The following is a 13,544-nucleotide window of genomic DNA, read 5'->3' as shown; positions in this document are numbered from 1 at the left end:
AACTCATAAAGCCAGAAGGTGTACACCGTCAATGTGGGAGCGGGCTTGCTCGCGAAGGCGGTATGCCAGTAGTCGATAAGTCGACTGACACACCGCCTTCGCGAGCAAGCCCGCTCCCACAAAAGCCCACCCCCACATGGGGAGCAGGCAGCAGGCAAATCAGTAGCGGTAAGCGTGCGGCTTGAACGGGCCTTCGACGGTCACGCCGATGTAGTCGGCCTGGGTCTTGGTCAGTTGAGTCACTACGCCGCCAAAGCCGCGGACCATTTCCAGGGCCACTTCTTCGTCGAGTTTCTTCGGCAGTACTTCCACGGTCAGGCGCTCGGCTTTCTGGGCTGGCGACAGGTCGGCGTATTTCTGGCCGAACAGGAAGATCTGCGCCAGAACCTGGTTGGCGAACGAGCCATCCATGATGCGGCTTGGGTGGCCAGTGGCGTTGCCCAGGTTCACCAGACGGCCTTCGGCCAGCAGGATCAGGTAGTCATCGTTCTGCGGGTCGAAATCACCAGCACCGGTACGGTGAACCTTGTGTACCTGTGGCTTCACTTCTTCCCATGCCCAGTTCTTGCGCATGAAAGCGGTGTCGATTTCGTTGTCGAAGTGACCGATGTTGCACACCACGGCGCGCTTTTTCAGGGCCTTGAGCATGTTCGAGTCGCACACGTTCACGTTGCCGGTGGTGGTCACGATCAGGTCGATCTTGCCCAGCAGTGCTTTGTCGATGCTGGCTTCGGTGCCGTCGTTCTGGCCGTTGATGAACGGCGAAACCACTTCGAAACCGTCCATGCATGCTTGCATGGCGCAGATCGGGTCAACTTCGGAGACTTTAACGATCATGCCTTCCTGACGCAGGGACTGGGACGAGCCCTTGCCCACGTCACCGTAGCCAATCACCAGCGCTTGCTTGCCGGACAACAGGTGGTCGGTGCCGCGCTTGATCGCATCGTTCAGGCTATGACGGCAGCCGTACTTGTTGTCGTTCTTGCTCTTGGTCACCGAGTCGTTGACGTTGATGGCCGGGATTTTCAGCTCGCCCTTGGCCAGCATGTCCAGCAGGCGGTGAACGCCGGTGGTGGTTTCTTCGGTCACGCCGTGGACGCGGTCGAGGATCTGCGGGTACTTCTTGTGCAGCAGTTCGGTCAGGTCGCCGCCGTCGTCGAGGATCATGTTGGCGTCCCATGGCTTGCCATCCTTGAGGATGGTTTGCTCCAGGCACCACTCGTACTCTTCTTCGGTCTCGCCTTTCCAGGCGTAAACAGCGATCCCGGCAGCAGCGATAGCGGCAGCGGCCTGGTCTTGAGTCGAGAAAATGTTGCAGGACGACCAACGCACTTCGGCACCCAGGGCAACCAGGGTTTCGATCAGCACGGCAGTCTGAATGGTCATGTGGATGCAGCCGAGAATCTTCGCGCCCTTGAGCGGCTGCTCAGCGGCGTACTTGCGGCGCAGGCCCATCAGGGCTGGCATTTCGGATTCGGCGATAAAGGTTTCGCGACGGCCCCAGGCAGCGAGGGACATGTCGGCGACTTTGTAGTCGGTAAAACCTGCAGGCGTGATTACAGCGCTCATGAAGAGCCTCCATTCGTAGTGTGCGAATGGGCGCCGTTGTGCGTTTAGTATCAGGCCCAATTAACCAGGCCAGACAACGCCCCATCCGAGCCTGACAGGTCGAGCCTGCTGCAGCGCCCCTCGGACAGGTGGCGGGAGAACGGTATCAATCGAAGATGACCGTTTTGAAGCGGAGGCGATTATAGCCGCCTGCGCCTGACTTCTAAAGCCTTTCTGTCGGCGGCATGAAGATCGCTCATGGGGTTGATAGGCAATGGCTCATAGAGCTTGGGGCCGGCCTCTGCCATGATGTTGACCATCATTTCGCAACACGCTTTGGAGTGAACATGAACTTCCACACCCGCAAATGGGTAAAACCCGAAGACCTCAACCCCAACGGCACCCTGTTCGGTGGCAGCCTGCTGCGCTGGATCGACGAAGAAGCTGCCATCTACGCGATTGTCCAGTTGGGCAACCAGCGGGTGGTGACCAAGTACATTTCTGAAATCAACTTTGTCAGCGCCTCGCGTCAGGGCGACATCATCGAGCTGGGCATCACCGCCACCGAATTTGGTCGCACCTCCATCACCCTGACCTGCGAAGTGCGTAACAAGATCACGCGCAAGAGCATTCTGACGGTGGAAAAAATGGTCTTCGTGAACCTGGGTGAAGACGGTTTGCCGGCGCCCCATGGCCGCACCGAGATCAAGTACGTGAAGGATCAGTTCCAGTCGGAAGGCCTCGGCGAGTAATCCTGCGCAGGGCCAGTGAACGCTCTTGATCAACCATAGGTCGTACCTGAACATCGCCCCCCCGTTCAGGTATCACCATGGCCACCCAAAAAGACGGCAAGACCCCCAATCTGTCGCAGGAAGAGCAGCACGACGTCGACAAGAACCAGCCGCCTCGCGCGGCGGTTCTGCATGAAATCATCCGCACTCAAGGCGACCAGGAACTGGAGCGCAACGTCGCCGCGTTGTGGTGGTCGGCGCTGGCCGCCGGCTTGACCATGGGCCTGTCGCTGATGGGCATGGGCTTGCTCAACTCGCGCCTGCCGGATGGCGAAGAGTTCAAGGTGATCGCCAGTTTTGGCTACTGCGCAGGTTTTCTGGCGGTGATCCTCGCCCGTCAGCAGTTGTTCACCGAAAACACCCTGACTGCGGTGTTGCCGGTGATGAGCAAACCCACGCTGAGTAATTTCGGACGTCTGCTGCGTTTATGGGCAGTGGTGCTGGTGGGCAACCTGTGCGGCACCTTGCTGGTGGCGTACGTGATGCTGCACTTGCCGATCTTTGACACCAAGACCGACCTGGCCTTTCTGGAAATCGGGCGCAAGGTCATGGAAAACGATCCCGGCCAGATGTTCGCCAAGGGCATCGTGTCCGGCTGGATGATCGCCACCATGGTCTGGATGATCCCCTCCATGGAAAGCGCCAAAATCTGGATCATCATCCTGATCACCTACCTGATGGCACTGGGAGACTTCACCCACATCGTGGTGGGCTCGGCGGAAGTGTCGTACCTGGTATTTGCCGGTGAGTTGCCGTGGAAAGACTTCTGGCTGGTTTTCGCCGGGCCGACACTGGCGGGCAATATCATCGGCGGCAGCTTTATCTTTGCGCTGATCAGCCATGCGCAGATTCGCAGCGAAAGCAGCTTGCCGGGCAAAGCTGCTGCGGACCCTAGGCATCCGCAGCAGATCAAAAAGGATCAGTGAGTTTCCGGCGCTGCAGCAGGCGCCGGATCATCCTTGGTCACATGCTTGACCAGCTTGCCGATGCTCAAGCCCTGCAACAGGATCGACGACAGCACCACGATGTAGGTGATGCTCAGCAGCAAGTCGCGCTCCGGGCCCAACGGCAGGGCCAGGGCCAATGCCACGGAAACCCCGCCGCGCAAGCCGCCCCAGGTAAGGATGCGGATGGTGCCGCGGGGCACCGTGCGCCAGCGCCGCAGCAGCAGGATCGCCGGGGCGACCGTCAGCAGGCGTGACAACAGGATCGCCACTGCCAGCAAACTCGCCGCCAGCACGTGCAGCCAGTTGAATGGCAACAGCAGCAATTCCATGCCGATCAGCGCGAACAGCAGGGCGTTGAGCATGTCATCGAGCAGTTCCCAGAAACCGTCCAGGTAGCGGCGGGTCATGTCGTTCATTGCCAGCTTGCGGCCCAGGTTACCGATGATCAGCCCCGCGACCACCATCGCAATCGGCGCCGATACGTGCAGTTCGGTGGCCATTGCCGAGCCGCCGATTACCAGGGCGAGGGTCAACATTACTTCGATCTGGTACTGCTCGATGCTCTTGATCATCAGGTACACGATGTAGCCGATCAGCCCGCCGAACACCACGCCACCAATCGCCTCATGGGCAAACAGCATGGCCGTGGCACCGACCGTAGGCGTCTCGCCCAACTGTGCGATGCCCAACAACACCGTGAACACCACCACCGCCGTGCCGTCGTTGAACAACGATTCGCCGACGATGGTGGTCTTCAGCGGCTTGGACGCGTTGGCGGTTCGTAGCACACCGAGTACGGCAATCGGGTCGGTGGGGGAAATCAGCGCGCCGAACAGCAGGCAATACAGGAAGCTCACGTGCCAGCCGAACAGGGCAAAGATGTAGAAGGCCAGGCTGCCGATCACCACCGTGGCGATCAATACGCCGAAGGTGGCGAGCAGGCCGATGGGCCAGCGGTAGCTGCGCAGGTCGCTCAGGTTAACGTGCAAGGCGCCGGCGAACAGCAGGAACGAGAGCATCCAGTTCATCAGCAAGTCGCCGAAGTCGATCTGGCCGATCAACTGCTGGATGCGCTCTTCAAGGCCGGGGTAGCCGATAAAGCTCAAGCCTTGCAGCAGCAGGGAAAACATCAGCGCCGTCACCATCACGCCGATGGTGGGCGGCAGGCCGATGAAGCGGTAATTCACGTAAGTGAGCAGGGTGGTGAGGCAAATAAACGCAGCGACAAGTTCAAGCATCCGGGGTCCTTGGATGGGGGAGTGGGAAATCTACTTCGGAATAACACGTAGGAGCTGTCGAGCCCAAGCGGGGCTGCGATGGGAGCACCGCGGTGTTCCTGTCAGACCGCAGCGCTGCCATCGCAGCCCCGCTTGGGCTCGACAGCTCCTACGCAAGCTTTAGCTTTTAGTTGGGTAAGTGGACCGCAGCAGAGCGGCGACGTTGCAGGTAGATGAACAAAAGTGCCGCCAGCACCATCCCGACGATCCAGGCACCGGCGGCGTTGCCCAAGTTGGGAGCTTCGTGGGCCTGGTCGATGATCAGCAGTTGCAGGATCGGGCACAGGGCAAAGGCGAACACGCCCCACAGCAGCAAGGTAATCGCGGCCGGAATTACCGAGCGGCATTCAAAGATCTCCTGTCGGTAATCGTGACGCTCTGATCAGGCAAACGAATGCCGAGGCCAGGATCGGCGAAGATCGGGCAGCAGCAAAAATTTATTGGTAGAGGTCTTTGCGCAACTGAGTGCGGCGTAGTTGGCTTTAGTATAAACAGGTGCTGACATATGGCGCATCAATTCTGCTGTTTCTGACTGGGGAGTCACGAGTGATTGCAACAGCTCTGGTACTGGTAGCGGCGCTGCTGCATGCGACTTGGAACACCTTGATCAAATTCAGCGGCGAGCGCCTGTTGGTGATCGCCTGCATGGACACGGTGGCGTTGCTGTTTGTCTTGCTGGCGGTAGGTTTCGTGTCGTTGCCGCCGCTGGAAATCTGGCCATGGATCATCGCCTCGGCACTGTTTGAATTGCTCTATCGCTACCTGCTGATCCAGGCCTATCGGGTGGGTGACCTGGGGTTGGTGTACCCGTTGATGCGTGGGCTGTCGCCTCTGGTGGTGCTGGTGCTGACGCTGGTGTTTGCCGGTGAGGTGCTCAGCACCCAACAGATCCTCGGCATTCTGCTGATTCCGTTCGGCATGCTGTGCCTATTGTGGCAGGGCGGCGGCGGTGACCGTTTGCCCTGGTCGATGCTGCCGGTGGTGGCATTGATCGGGCTGTGCATCGGCTGCTACACCTTCCTCGATGGCCAGGCGTTGCGCCGTTGGTCACACCCGCTGGATTACCTGGTGTGGCTGACGCTGATCAGCGCCTGGCCGTTTCCGTTGCTGGCGGTGGTGCGCAAGCGGGTGGCGTTCGGGCTTTTCTGGCGTACCCAGTGGCGGCTGGGGCTGAGTGTCGGGTTGTGCGTGTTGTTGAGCTACGCTCTGGTGCTTTGGGCCATGCAGTTGGGCTCGATTGCCGAGGCTGCCGCGCTGCGTGAAGTCAGCGTGATCCTGGTGGTGCTGTTCGGTATGCGTTACCTGAAAGAACCTTTCGGCCGCCCGCGGCTCATAGCCTGTGGGTTGGTGCTGATCGGCATGTTCGTGATGAAACTCTAACCGTCGGACAAAACTAAAAAAGGAATGGGTTATGACAGTCGCTTTCTGGTGTGTATTGATCGCAATTTTTCTGCCGTACCTGTGCACGGGCGTGGCCAAGTTCAGCGGTGGCAAGTTCGGGCCCCGGCAGAACCACGATCCGCGTGCCTTCCTGGATACGCTGGAGGGGTTTGCCAAGCGTGCCCACAGTGCGCAACTCAACAGCTTTGAAGTGACCCCGGCCTTTGCGGCGGCGGTGATCATTGCCCATTTGGCCGGCGCGGCGTCGCTGGTGACGATCAACGTGCTGGCGGTGCTGTTTATTACCAGCCGGTTGCTTTACATCATCTGCTATCTGGCGGACTGGGCGATCCTGCGGTCGGTGGTGTGGGCGGTGGGGATGGCGTTGATTGCGAGTTTCTTCTTCGTCTCGATCTGAGGCTTGCCGGCGGGCGGGCTCCTGTGGAGAGGGGGCTTGTCCCCCGTTGGGCTGCGTAGCAGCCCCAATCAGCACGTCGGATTTCTTCAAGTAGAACCTGATTGCAGTTTCGGGGCCGCTTCGCGGCCCAACGGGGGACAAGCCCCCTCGCCACAGGGTAAGAGTATCCCTGGGAGTGCGCGTCAGCTCCCGGCTGGCGCGTCCGGTACTTTCGGCAGCGCTGCGCCTTTGGGCCACAGCATCCAGATCTGGCCCTGTTGCTTCATGTTGCCCGCCAACTCACCGGCGGCATCACCGGTTCCCCAGAACAGGTCGGCGCGCACTTCGCCGGTAATTGCACCACCGGTATCCTGCGCGGCCACCGGGCGGGCAATCGGTGCGCCATCCGGTCGCGTAGTCGACAGCCATAACAGGCTGCCCAGCGGAATCACCTTGCGATCCACCGCAACGCTATAACCCGCGGTCAGCGGCACGTTCAGCGAACCTCGCGGGCCTTCGTTGCTGTCGGGGCGGGCGCTGAAGAACACGTAGCTGGGGTTGCTTGCCAGCAATTCAGGAATGCGCTGCGGATGCGCCTTGGCCCAGGCCGCGATGGCGCCCATGGTCACGTCTTCTTTTTTCAGCTCGCCTTGCTCAACCAGCCAGCGGCCGATGGGGCGGTACGGGTAGCCGTTCTGGTCGCCGTAACCGACACGCAATTGGCGGCCATCGGCCAGTTGGATGCGGCCCGAACCCTGAATCTGCAGGAATTGCAGGTCCATCGGGTTGGTCAGCCAGGCGATAGGCTTGGCGGTGGAGCCTTGCTGGTTGATGGCGCTGGCGTCGTCATAGGGTTTGAGTACCCGACCTTCCAGGCGACCGCGCAGGCGTTTGCCCTTGAGTTCCGGGTAGATACTTTCCAGGTTGACGATGATCAGGTCATCCGGCACGCCGAATACCGGCACGTGGGCGGTAGGGGTTTCGGTGAGGCTGCCGGGGTAAACCGGTTCGTAGTAACCGGTGATCAGGCCGTTGGGGCTGTTGTCAGCCGAACGCAGGCCGTAGACATCAAGGTTGGCCTTGAGGAAGTCGCGAATCGCCACTGCGGTCGACGGTACGGTGGCCGACGCCGCGCACGTCGTGCCCCATACAGGATCAGCCTTGAGTCGTTGGCAGGCACTGCGCCAGGATTCGAAGCCGGCTTGCAGGTCGCTGTCCGACACCGCCGGCAAGTTTTCCCAGGTGGCACTGGTGTAGGTCGCGATGGCGTGGGGCTTGGCTTTTTCATCTTTGCCGGTGTCGCAACCGGCCAGCAACGCGATCATTGGCAGAGCCCACGCCAGGCGGCGGCTCCAGGGTTTAAAGCGGGTATTCATACACAAAATTCCTGAGGCGATTGCACGCGCGGTTTGGCGCTCGAACAACCCTTATTATTAATAGGGGTATTGGTCTTTACAGGCGGGGCGAGGATACTGGCCGCCGTTTCCCGTGACCTTGAGCCATCATGACTTTTAAAAGACTGACCGTTGTATTGCTGGCCTGCCTGACACTGTCCGCCTGTGGCGGAGTTGATCCGAATTCGCCCCTTGGCCAGCGCAAGGCGATTTTCAAGCAGATGCTCAAGACCGGCGAAGACCTGGGCGGCATGCTGCGTGGGCGCATTCCATTCGATGGCGCTAAATTTGCCGAAGGCGCGGTCAAGCTTGATGCGTTGTCCCATGAACCGTGGAAACATTTCCCGAGCGTGCGTGAAGAAGACCACACCAGCGCCAAGGACGACGTGTGGCAGCAACAGGCACGCTTCCAGGAGATGGCCCGCAACCTTGAAGCGGCCACCGGTGAATTGGTGATCGCCAGCCAAGTCCAGCCCTACAAGGCCAGTAACCTGGGGCCGGCCGTGCAGAAAGTCGAAGATGCCTGCACCGCGTGCCATAAACAGTTCCGCGATCACTGAGGCGTCTTACTTGTCCAGATCGTCCAGGGCTTCCTGCAAGTCCTTGCGTGACTGGGCCAGCTTGTCCTTGCGCTTGTTGATCTTGTCGGAATCACCTTTTTTCATCGCCTTGTCGAGGTCGGCCTGACGGCGGCTGACTTCATGCTTGGCGTCGAGCACCTTGTTTTCGCGCTCCTTTTTCAAAGAAGCGTCGGTGCAATTGGCAGTGACTTCACTCAAGGCTTTTTCCAGGCCGGCTTGCTGCTCGCTGTTGCCGTGGGCCTTGGCTTGTTCGATCTGGGTGCTGATGGCCTGGCGCTTGGCGGCGCAGCCGGTGAGTTGCGGGGCTTCCTCGGCCGCCAGCAGTGGTGTGGCCATAAAGGTTGCGACGGTCAACAAGGCAAAAGGTGCGAGAAATTTCATAAAGGCTCCAAGGCAAACAAGGTCGCAATCAGGTGGGCAGGATGAATTCTGCCGGCACCGGTTAATGCTGTCGGGCAGAGGTCAAAAACCATCTATCCCGGCAGCCCGTAATGTTTCACCCAAGGCCAGCACCTGCGGGTCGCGAAAAAAAGCGCTCAGTTGCGCCGCGCGGCCCGGGCCTATGCCATCTTCGGCCAGCCAGGCTTGAGTGTCTTTGGCGGCCAGGGTTTGCCAGCCGCCTTGTAGATTGTTGCGGGCCGTGGGCGGTACTCCCAAGGCCATCAGCCATTGCGCGAACGGCCGCTGCCGGGCGCCGCGCAAGCTGTCGAGTAAACGTGCACTGCTGCGTTCACCTAAGCCATCAATGTTAGCAAGCTCTGCCTCATCCAGGGTTAACCAATCGAGCAGCCCGCCGATTAGACCGGCCTGAATCAAAGTGTTCCAGGTTTCACGTCCGATATGTGGCAGGGCCAAGCCTTGGGCGCCGCTCAGCCAGGTCAGGCGCGCGAGCAGTTGTTCCTCACAGCCTGGTGCCAGTTCCCAGCAACTCAGGGGATGAAAGTTGTTGGCCTGGGGGATCTGCATCTCGACCCGTGGCTGGCTGCGCAGCACGACGTGGTCAAGGCGCGGAATGACCTGGCCGGCAAGGCTGATGGACACCTGGTCGCCAGGGCGAATATCCATTTCCCGCCAGCGTTTCAGGGAGCCAACGCTGACCCGGCTGATTTTCCGGTCATCAAGCAGTACCGGCTCCAGTTCCAGGATGGAGGTGATGCGCCCGGTGCGCCCAATCTTGAAATGCACCTTGCGCACATGGGCCAGCGCTTTGACGACCGGGTATTTCCAGGCAACCGCCCAATAGGGCGAACTGACCCTCCAGCGCTTGGCCGGCGCTCGCTGGCCCTGATGCAACACCACGCCATCGCTGGCGAAGGGCAGTGGGTGGCTGTACCAGTAGCTGCGCCAGTGCGCTGCTTCGGTAATGCCCTTGATCGGATGGCTATAACGCTCGCTGTCATTGAAGCCCCATTTCGCAAGCTGGCTCAGCCGTTCGGAAAAATCATCGGGGCCTTGGGGCCAGGCCCACACAAACAGCCCAATATTGGCGGCTTCGGCTTCGCTCAACTGCCGGCGATTCATCAGCCCGGCGACTTTACTGCGGGCGCCGAGGCCACCTTCGGCGGCCTGCACGTGATCACCCAGTCGCCAATAGAGTTCGCCTTGCAACAACAGGTCTACGGGCTCGGGCAGTTGCTGGACGATCCCGGGAATCCTGCGGGCGGAGGCTGACCAATCCTGGCCCAGCCGGCCATCGCCACGACTGATGACCCGGCTCAGTCGGCCCTTGCGGTAAACCAGCGTGACGGCGACGCCATCGACCTTGGGTTGAATCCATACGTCCTGGCGAGTGCTCAGCCAGGTTTGAACGGTATTGTCGTCCAGCAGTTTTTCCAGGCCGGTGTGTGGTGTCGGGTGAGCGATGGTGCCTCGTGCGCTGGCCAGCGGATTGTCCGTGGTCGGCGCGGAGGAGGCGAAGCAACTGCGCCATAGGCCAAGGCGCTGGCGGGCCTGGTCATAGAGCTCATCGCTGATCAATGACTGGCCGAGTCGGTGATAGCTGTCATCCCACAAGCGGACTTGCTGCGCCAAGTCGGCGATCTGGGCCCGGGCGTGATCGGCCTCCCAGTCGGGACACTCCCGCGCCCACGTAATCAGCGGCGAGAGACTCAGTAAAAAGAAGAACAGCAAGCGCATAGGCAGCATCATCATGAGCATCCTTGCTCTGAAAGGGCGCCCAGCCTAAGCCATCCCAGCGGGCATAAAAAAGCCCCGCAACCGCGAGGCTTTTTACCCGATGTTTCGGCTTACTTGAACAGACCACCCAACGCTTTCACGGTGTCGTTGCTGTCCGCCTTGGCCTGCTGCTTTTGTTGGCTGGCATCGAGCTTGGCCTGGGACTCGCCGACTTTTTTGCAACCTTTGTTTACTTGATCCAGAGCGGCCTGCATGGCCTTCACTTTCAATTCTTCGCCATTGGCTTTGGCCGCGTCGACCTTGGCCTGCAGGTCTGTGCCCTGTTTTTCGCAATCGCCGGAAGACACGCCCAGTTGGGAAGTCAGGCCGCTGAGTGCGCTCAAGTCGGCGTGCGCCGGTAGGGCAAACAGGCTGAGCAGAAGGGCGGCAGGGGCGAGTGTGGAAATGCGCATGGAAAACCTCAATGTACGATTGCCTGCGCGCTTATCAGTCCCGGGCAGGCGCAGTGCAATATCCAATAAGAGGTGAAGGCCCGGGAGGGCGCGGATTCTAGTGGGCCATCATTTGGCCTGCAAGCATTGGATCCAAAAAAGTGAGCATCGCCCGCAAATCATCCGGCAATAAAAAAACCCTGCCGGGATAGCCCGGCAGGGTTTTGTGTTCACCGTAATGCGATTACAGGCCGGCGGCAGTGCGCAGGTCGTTGGCGCGGTCGGTCTTTTCCCAGGTGAACGTGGTGAAGGTGTCGTTGCCGACAGTCTTCTGCTCAGGGGTGCGACCGAAGTGGCCGTAGGCCGCGGTTTCCTGGTACATCGGGTGCAGCAGGTCGAGCATGGTGGTGATTGCGTAAGGACGCAGGTCGAAGATTTCACGCACCAGCTTGACGATCTTGTCGTCGCTGATCTTGCCGGTACCGAAGGTGTTCAGCGAGATCGACGTAGGCTGGGCCACACCGATGGCGTAGGACACCTGGATCTCGCAACGCTCGGCCAGACCCGCTGCCACGATGTTCTTGGCCACATAACGACCGGCGTAGGCAGCCGAACGGTCAACCTTGGATGGATCCTTGCCGGAGAACGCGCCGCCGCCGTGACGGGCCATGCCGCCGTAGCTGTCGACGATGATCTTGCGACCGGTCAGGCCGCAGTCGCCTACCGGGCCACCGATGATGAATTGGCCGGTGGGGTTGATGTGGAACTGGGTGTCTTTGGTCAGCAGTTCGGCAGGCAGTACGTGCTTGACGATCAGCTCCATGACGCCTTCGCGCAGGTCGCTGTAGGAAACGTCCGGGTTGTGCTGGGTCGACAGTACAACCGCGTCGATGGCGACGACTTTGCCGCCTTCATAACGGCAGGTCACCTGGGACTTGGCGTCCGGGCGCAGCCATGGCAACACACCCGATTTACGGGCTTCGGCCTGGCGCTTCACCAACTGGTGGGAGAAGGTGATCGGTGCTGGCATCAGCACGTCGGTTTCGTTGCTGGCGTAGCCGAACATCAGGCCCTGGTCGCCGGCGCCCTGATCTTCAGGCTTGGCACGGTCGACACCCTGGTTGATGTCCGGGGACTGCTTGCCGATGATGTTCATCACGCCGCAGGTCGCGCCGTCGAAGCCGACGTCGGAGCTGTTGTAGCCAATGTCGATGATCACGTCACGAACGATCTGCTCCAGGTCTACCCAGGCAGAGGTGGTGACTTCGCCGGCGATGATCGCCACGCCCGTTTTCACCAGAGTCTCGCACGCCACTCGGGCGAACTTGTCTTCAGCAATGATGGCGTCCAGCACCGCGTCAGAGATCTGGTCGGCGATTTTGTCCGGATGCCCTTCAGACACGGACTCGGAGGTGAAAAGGGAGTATTCGCTCATCTCGATGTTTTCCTGATATTTACCGATGGTGAGTGTCGCCAGTCGGTCGCTGAAAGTGGCGGACCTGAATCTGGAAACCATTACGTAAACCTACATAGAGGCTTTCCCCGGGAACGAGTCCCGCAGCGGTGGCCCAACGGGCCAGATCGTCCTGTTCAAAACCCAGCCAGAGATCACCGCAGGCTTCCCTGGCCCAACTCTGGTTGTGGCTGCATAAATCCGTGACCAACAGGCTGCCGCCTGGTTGCAGCAAATTCGCCATCTGCTTGAGGGCCTCTGCCGGGGCGGCGAAATGGTGCAGGACCATGTTCAGCACCACGCAGTCGGCCCGCAGGCTGGTGTCATTCAGGGCGTCCGCCAACTGCAGGTGGACATTGCCCAGCGCCTCGCGCTCACACAATTGGCGGGCCAGTTCCAGCATCGCCGGGCTGTTGTCCAGCGCCGTAACCTGATGAAAGCGACGCGCCAGCTCCGGCAGAAAACCGCCATCGCCGGGGCCCACTTCAACCGCCGTCGCATCATCACTGAAGCTCAGCTTGTCCAAAAGTGCCAACACGCTTTCGCGGTATTGCGCCAAGCCGGCGATCAGGTCCTGCTGGGCGCGAAACTTCTCGGCTACCCGTGAGAAAAAGTCCTGGCTGGCCGCAGCGCGTTGCCCGTGCACCTGGCTGATGCGCGACTGCACATCAGCTGGCAGGGCCAGGCTGTCAATTTCTTCCAGCAGCGCAGCGTGCAGCCTGCCGCCCAACTGTTCGGTGTGGGGCAGGGCGCGACGGTAAAAAATCGCATTGCCTTCACGGCGGGTCGCCACCAGGTCGGCCTGGGCCAGTACCTTCAAGTGGTGGCTCATGCCGGACTGGCCGATGGCGAAGATCTGCGCCAGTTCCAACACCCCGAACGAATCGTTGGTCAGCGCGCGCAATACATTCAGGCGCAACGGGTCGCCGCCGGCCTTGCACAGGGCTGCCAGCTCGTCGCTGTCGTCGGGGCGAATGGAAGATGCGCTTAAGTTCATAAGGCCAGCAGTCTAGAGACGGTGGGAAAACCCCGCAAGGCCAATATCAAAAAGTTTTGATATTGGTCGATAATCGGCGGTTATAAGCAGCCGCTATAACCCATGGACGAAGCGGGGGGCGGTTTCTCCAGTCAATCCGCAGGAAAAACACCCCCAAGTGACTATCTGTCATTGCCCCGAGGGCCGTGGCTGAGGGAAAATGCCGATCCTTT

Annotated in this window: 13 protein-coding genes, 1 pseudogene and 1 riboswitch; of the genes and pseudogenes, 5 read left to right on the top strand and 9 right to left on the bottom strand. The window is 60.2% G+C overall.

Annotation, left to right across the window (positions count from 1 at the left end; translation table 11 throughout):
* Positions 1-159: 159 nt before the first annotated feature.
* On the bottom strand, positions 160-1,569 hold the full coding sequence (ahcY, locus tag ACA046_RS30575) for an adenosylhomocysteinase (protein ID WP_076017775.1): 1,410 nt from the start codon (positions 1,567-1,569) through the stop codon (positions 160-162).
* A gap of 21 nt (positions 1,570-1,590) precedes the next feature.
* A riboswitch (S-adenosyl-L-homocysteine riboswitch) is annotated at positions 1,591-1,697 on the bottom strand.
* A 198-nt stretch (positions 1,698-1,895) separates the two neighbouring features.
* On the opposite strand from ahcY, the gene ACA046_RS30570 reads away from it, so the two are divergent.
* Positions 1,896-2,300, top strand: coding sequence for an acyl-CoA thioesterase (locus ACA046_RS30570; RefSeq protein WP_003216852.1), 405 nt, complete (start codon positions 1,896-1,898; stop codon positions 2,298-2,300).
* A 77-nt stretch (positions 2,301-2,377) separates the two neighbouring features.
* Positions 2,378-3,265 carry a formate/nitrite transporter family protein gene (locus ACA046_RS30565; RefSeq protein ID WP_459024378.1) on the top strand — a complete coding sequence of 296 codons (888 nt, stop codon included), beginning with the start codon at positions 2,378-2,380 and terminating at the stop codon, positions 3,263-3,265.
* Here ACA046_RS30565 and ACA046_RS30560 read toward each other — a convergent pair.
* Together ACA046_RS30560 and ACA046_RS30555 are read right to left on the bottom strand one after the other, a co-directional pair.
* Positions 3,259-4,524 carry a cation:proton antiporter gene (locus tag ACA046_RS30560; RefSeq protein WP_076017777.1) on the bottom strand — a complete coding sequence of 422 codons (1,266 nt, stop codon included), beginning with the start codon at positions 4,522-4,524 and terminating at the stop codon, positions 3,259-3,261. The genes ACA046_RS30565 and ACA046_RS30560 overlap by 7 nt on opposite strands.
* Before the next feature lie 166 nt (positions 4,525-4,690).
* Positions 4,691-4,900: pseudogene (locus ACA046_RS30555) on the bottom strand (MFS transporter); the annotation flags it as partial.
* Between the two features lie 209 nt (positions 4,901-5,109).
* Here ACA046_RS30555 and ACA046_RS30550 point away from each other — a divergent pair.
* Both ACA046_RS30550 and ACA046_RS30545 read left to right on the top strand, forming a co-directional pair.
* Positions 5,110-5,943: an EamA family transporter gene (locus tag ACA046_RS30550; RefSeq protein ID WP_497675532.1), complete on the top strand. Its 834-nt coding sequence runs from the start codon at positions 5,110-5,112 to the stop codon at positions 5,941-5,943.
* A 31-nt stretch (positions 5,944-5,974) separates the two neighbouring features.
* The gene (locus ACA046_RS30545; RefSeq protein WP_177043143.1) at positions 5,975-6,361 is read left to right on the top strand and encodes an MAPEG family protein; all 387 of its coding nucleotides are present in this window, start codon (positions 5,975-5,977) and stop codon (positions 6,359-6,361) included.
* 182 nt (positions 6,362-6,543) lie between these two features.
* Here the strand turns inward: ACA046_RS30545 and mltA are convergent, their stop codons facing one another.
* Positions 6,544-7,716 (bottom strand): murein transglycosylase A, encoded by a 1,173-nt coding sequence (mltA, locus tag ACA046_RS30540; protein ID WP_459024373.1) that lies wholly within the window; start codon positions 7,714-7,716, stop codon positions 6,544-6,546.
* 128 nt (positions 7,717-7,844) lie between these two features.
* Between mltA and ACA046_RS30535 the strand changes: the two genes are divergently transcribed.
* A complete protein-coding gene (locus ACA046_RS30535) occupies positions 7,845-8,294 on the top strand; it encodes a c-type cytochrome (protein ID WP_088425324.1) in 450 nt (149 codons plus the stop codon).
* A gap of 6 nt (positions 8,295-8,300) precedes the next feature.
* Here ACA046_RS30535 and ACA046_RS30530 read toward each other — a convergent pair whose 3' ends face one another.
* From ACA046_RS30530 to ACA046_RS30510, 5 genes are all read right to left on the bottom strand, one after another.
* Positions 8,301-8,696 (bottom strand): DUF1090 domain-containing protein, encoded by a 396-nt coding sequence (locus tag ACA046_RS30530; protein ID WP_459024371.1) that lies wholly within the window; start codon positions 8,694-8,696, stop codon positions 8,301-8,303.
* An 81-nt stretch (positions 8,697-8,777) separates the two neighbouring features.
* On the bottom strand, positions 8,778-10,460 hold the full coding sequence (gene ligB, locus ACA046_RS30525; protein ID WP_497677153.1) for an NAD-dependent DNA ligase LigB: 1,683 nt from the start codon (positions 10,458-10,460) through the stop codon (positions 8,778-8,780).
* Between the two features lie 101 nt (positions 10,461-10,561).
* On the bottom strand, positions 10,562-10,903 hold the full coding sequence (locus ACA046_RS30520; RefSeq protein WP_076017784.1) for a hypothetical protein: 342 nt from the start codon (positions 10,901-10,903) through the stop codon (positions 10,562-10,564).
* 223 nt (positions 10,904-11,126) lie between these two features.
* Positions 11,127-12,317, bottom strand: a complete 1,191-nt coding sequence (gene metK, locus ACA046_RS30515; protein WP_076017785.1) for a methionine adenosyltransferase — start codon at positions 12,315-12,317, stop codon at positions 11,127-11,129.
* Positions 12,318-12,336: 19 nt separating this feature from the next.
* A complete protein-coding gene (locus tag ACA046_RS30510; protein ID WP_497675531.1) occupies positions 12,337-13,332 on the bottom strand; it encodes an ArsR/SmtB family transcription factor in 996 nt (331 codons plus the stop codon).
* Between the last annotated feature and the right edge of the window lie 212 nt (positions 13,333-13,544).

Source organism: Pseudomonas sp. LBUM1641 (genome assembly GCF_059716235.1).
This window is presented reverse-complemented; position numbering and strand designations above follow the sequence as displayed.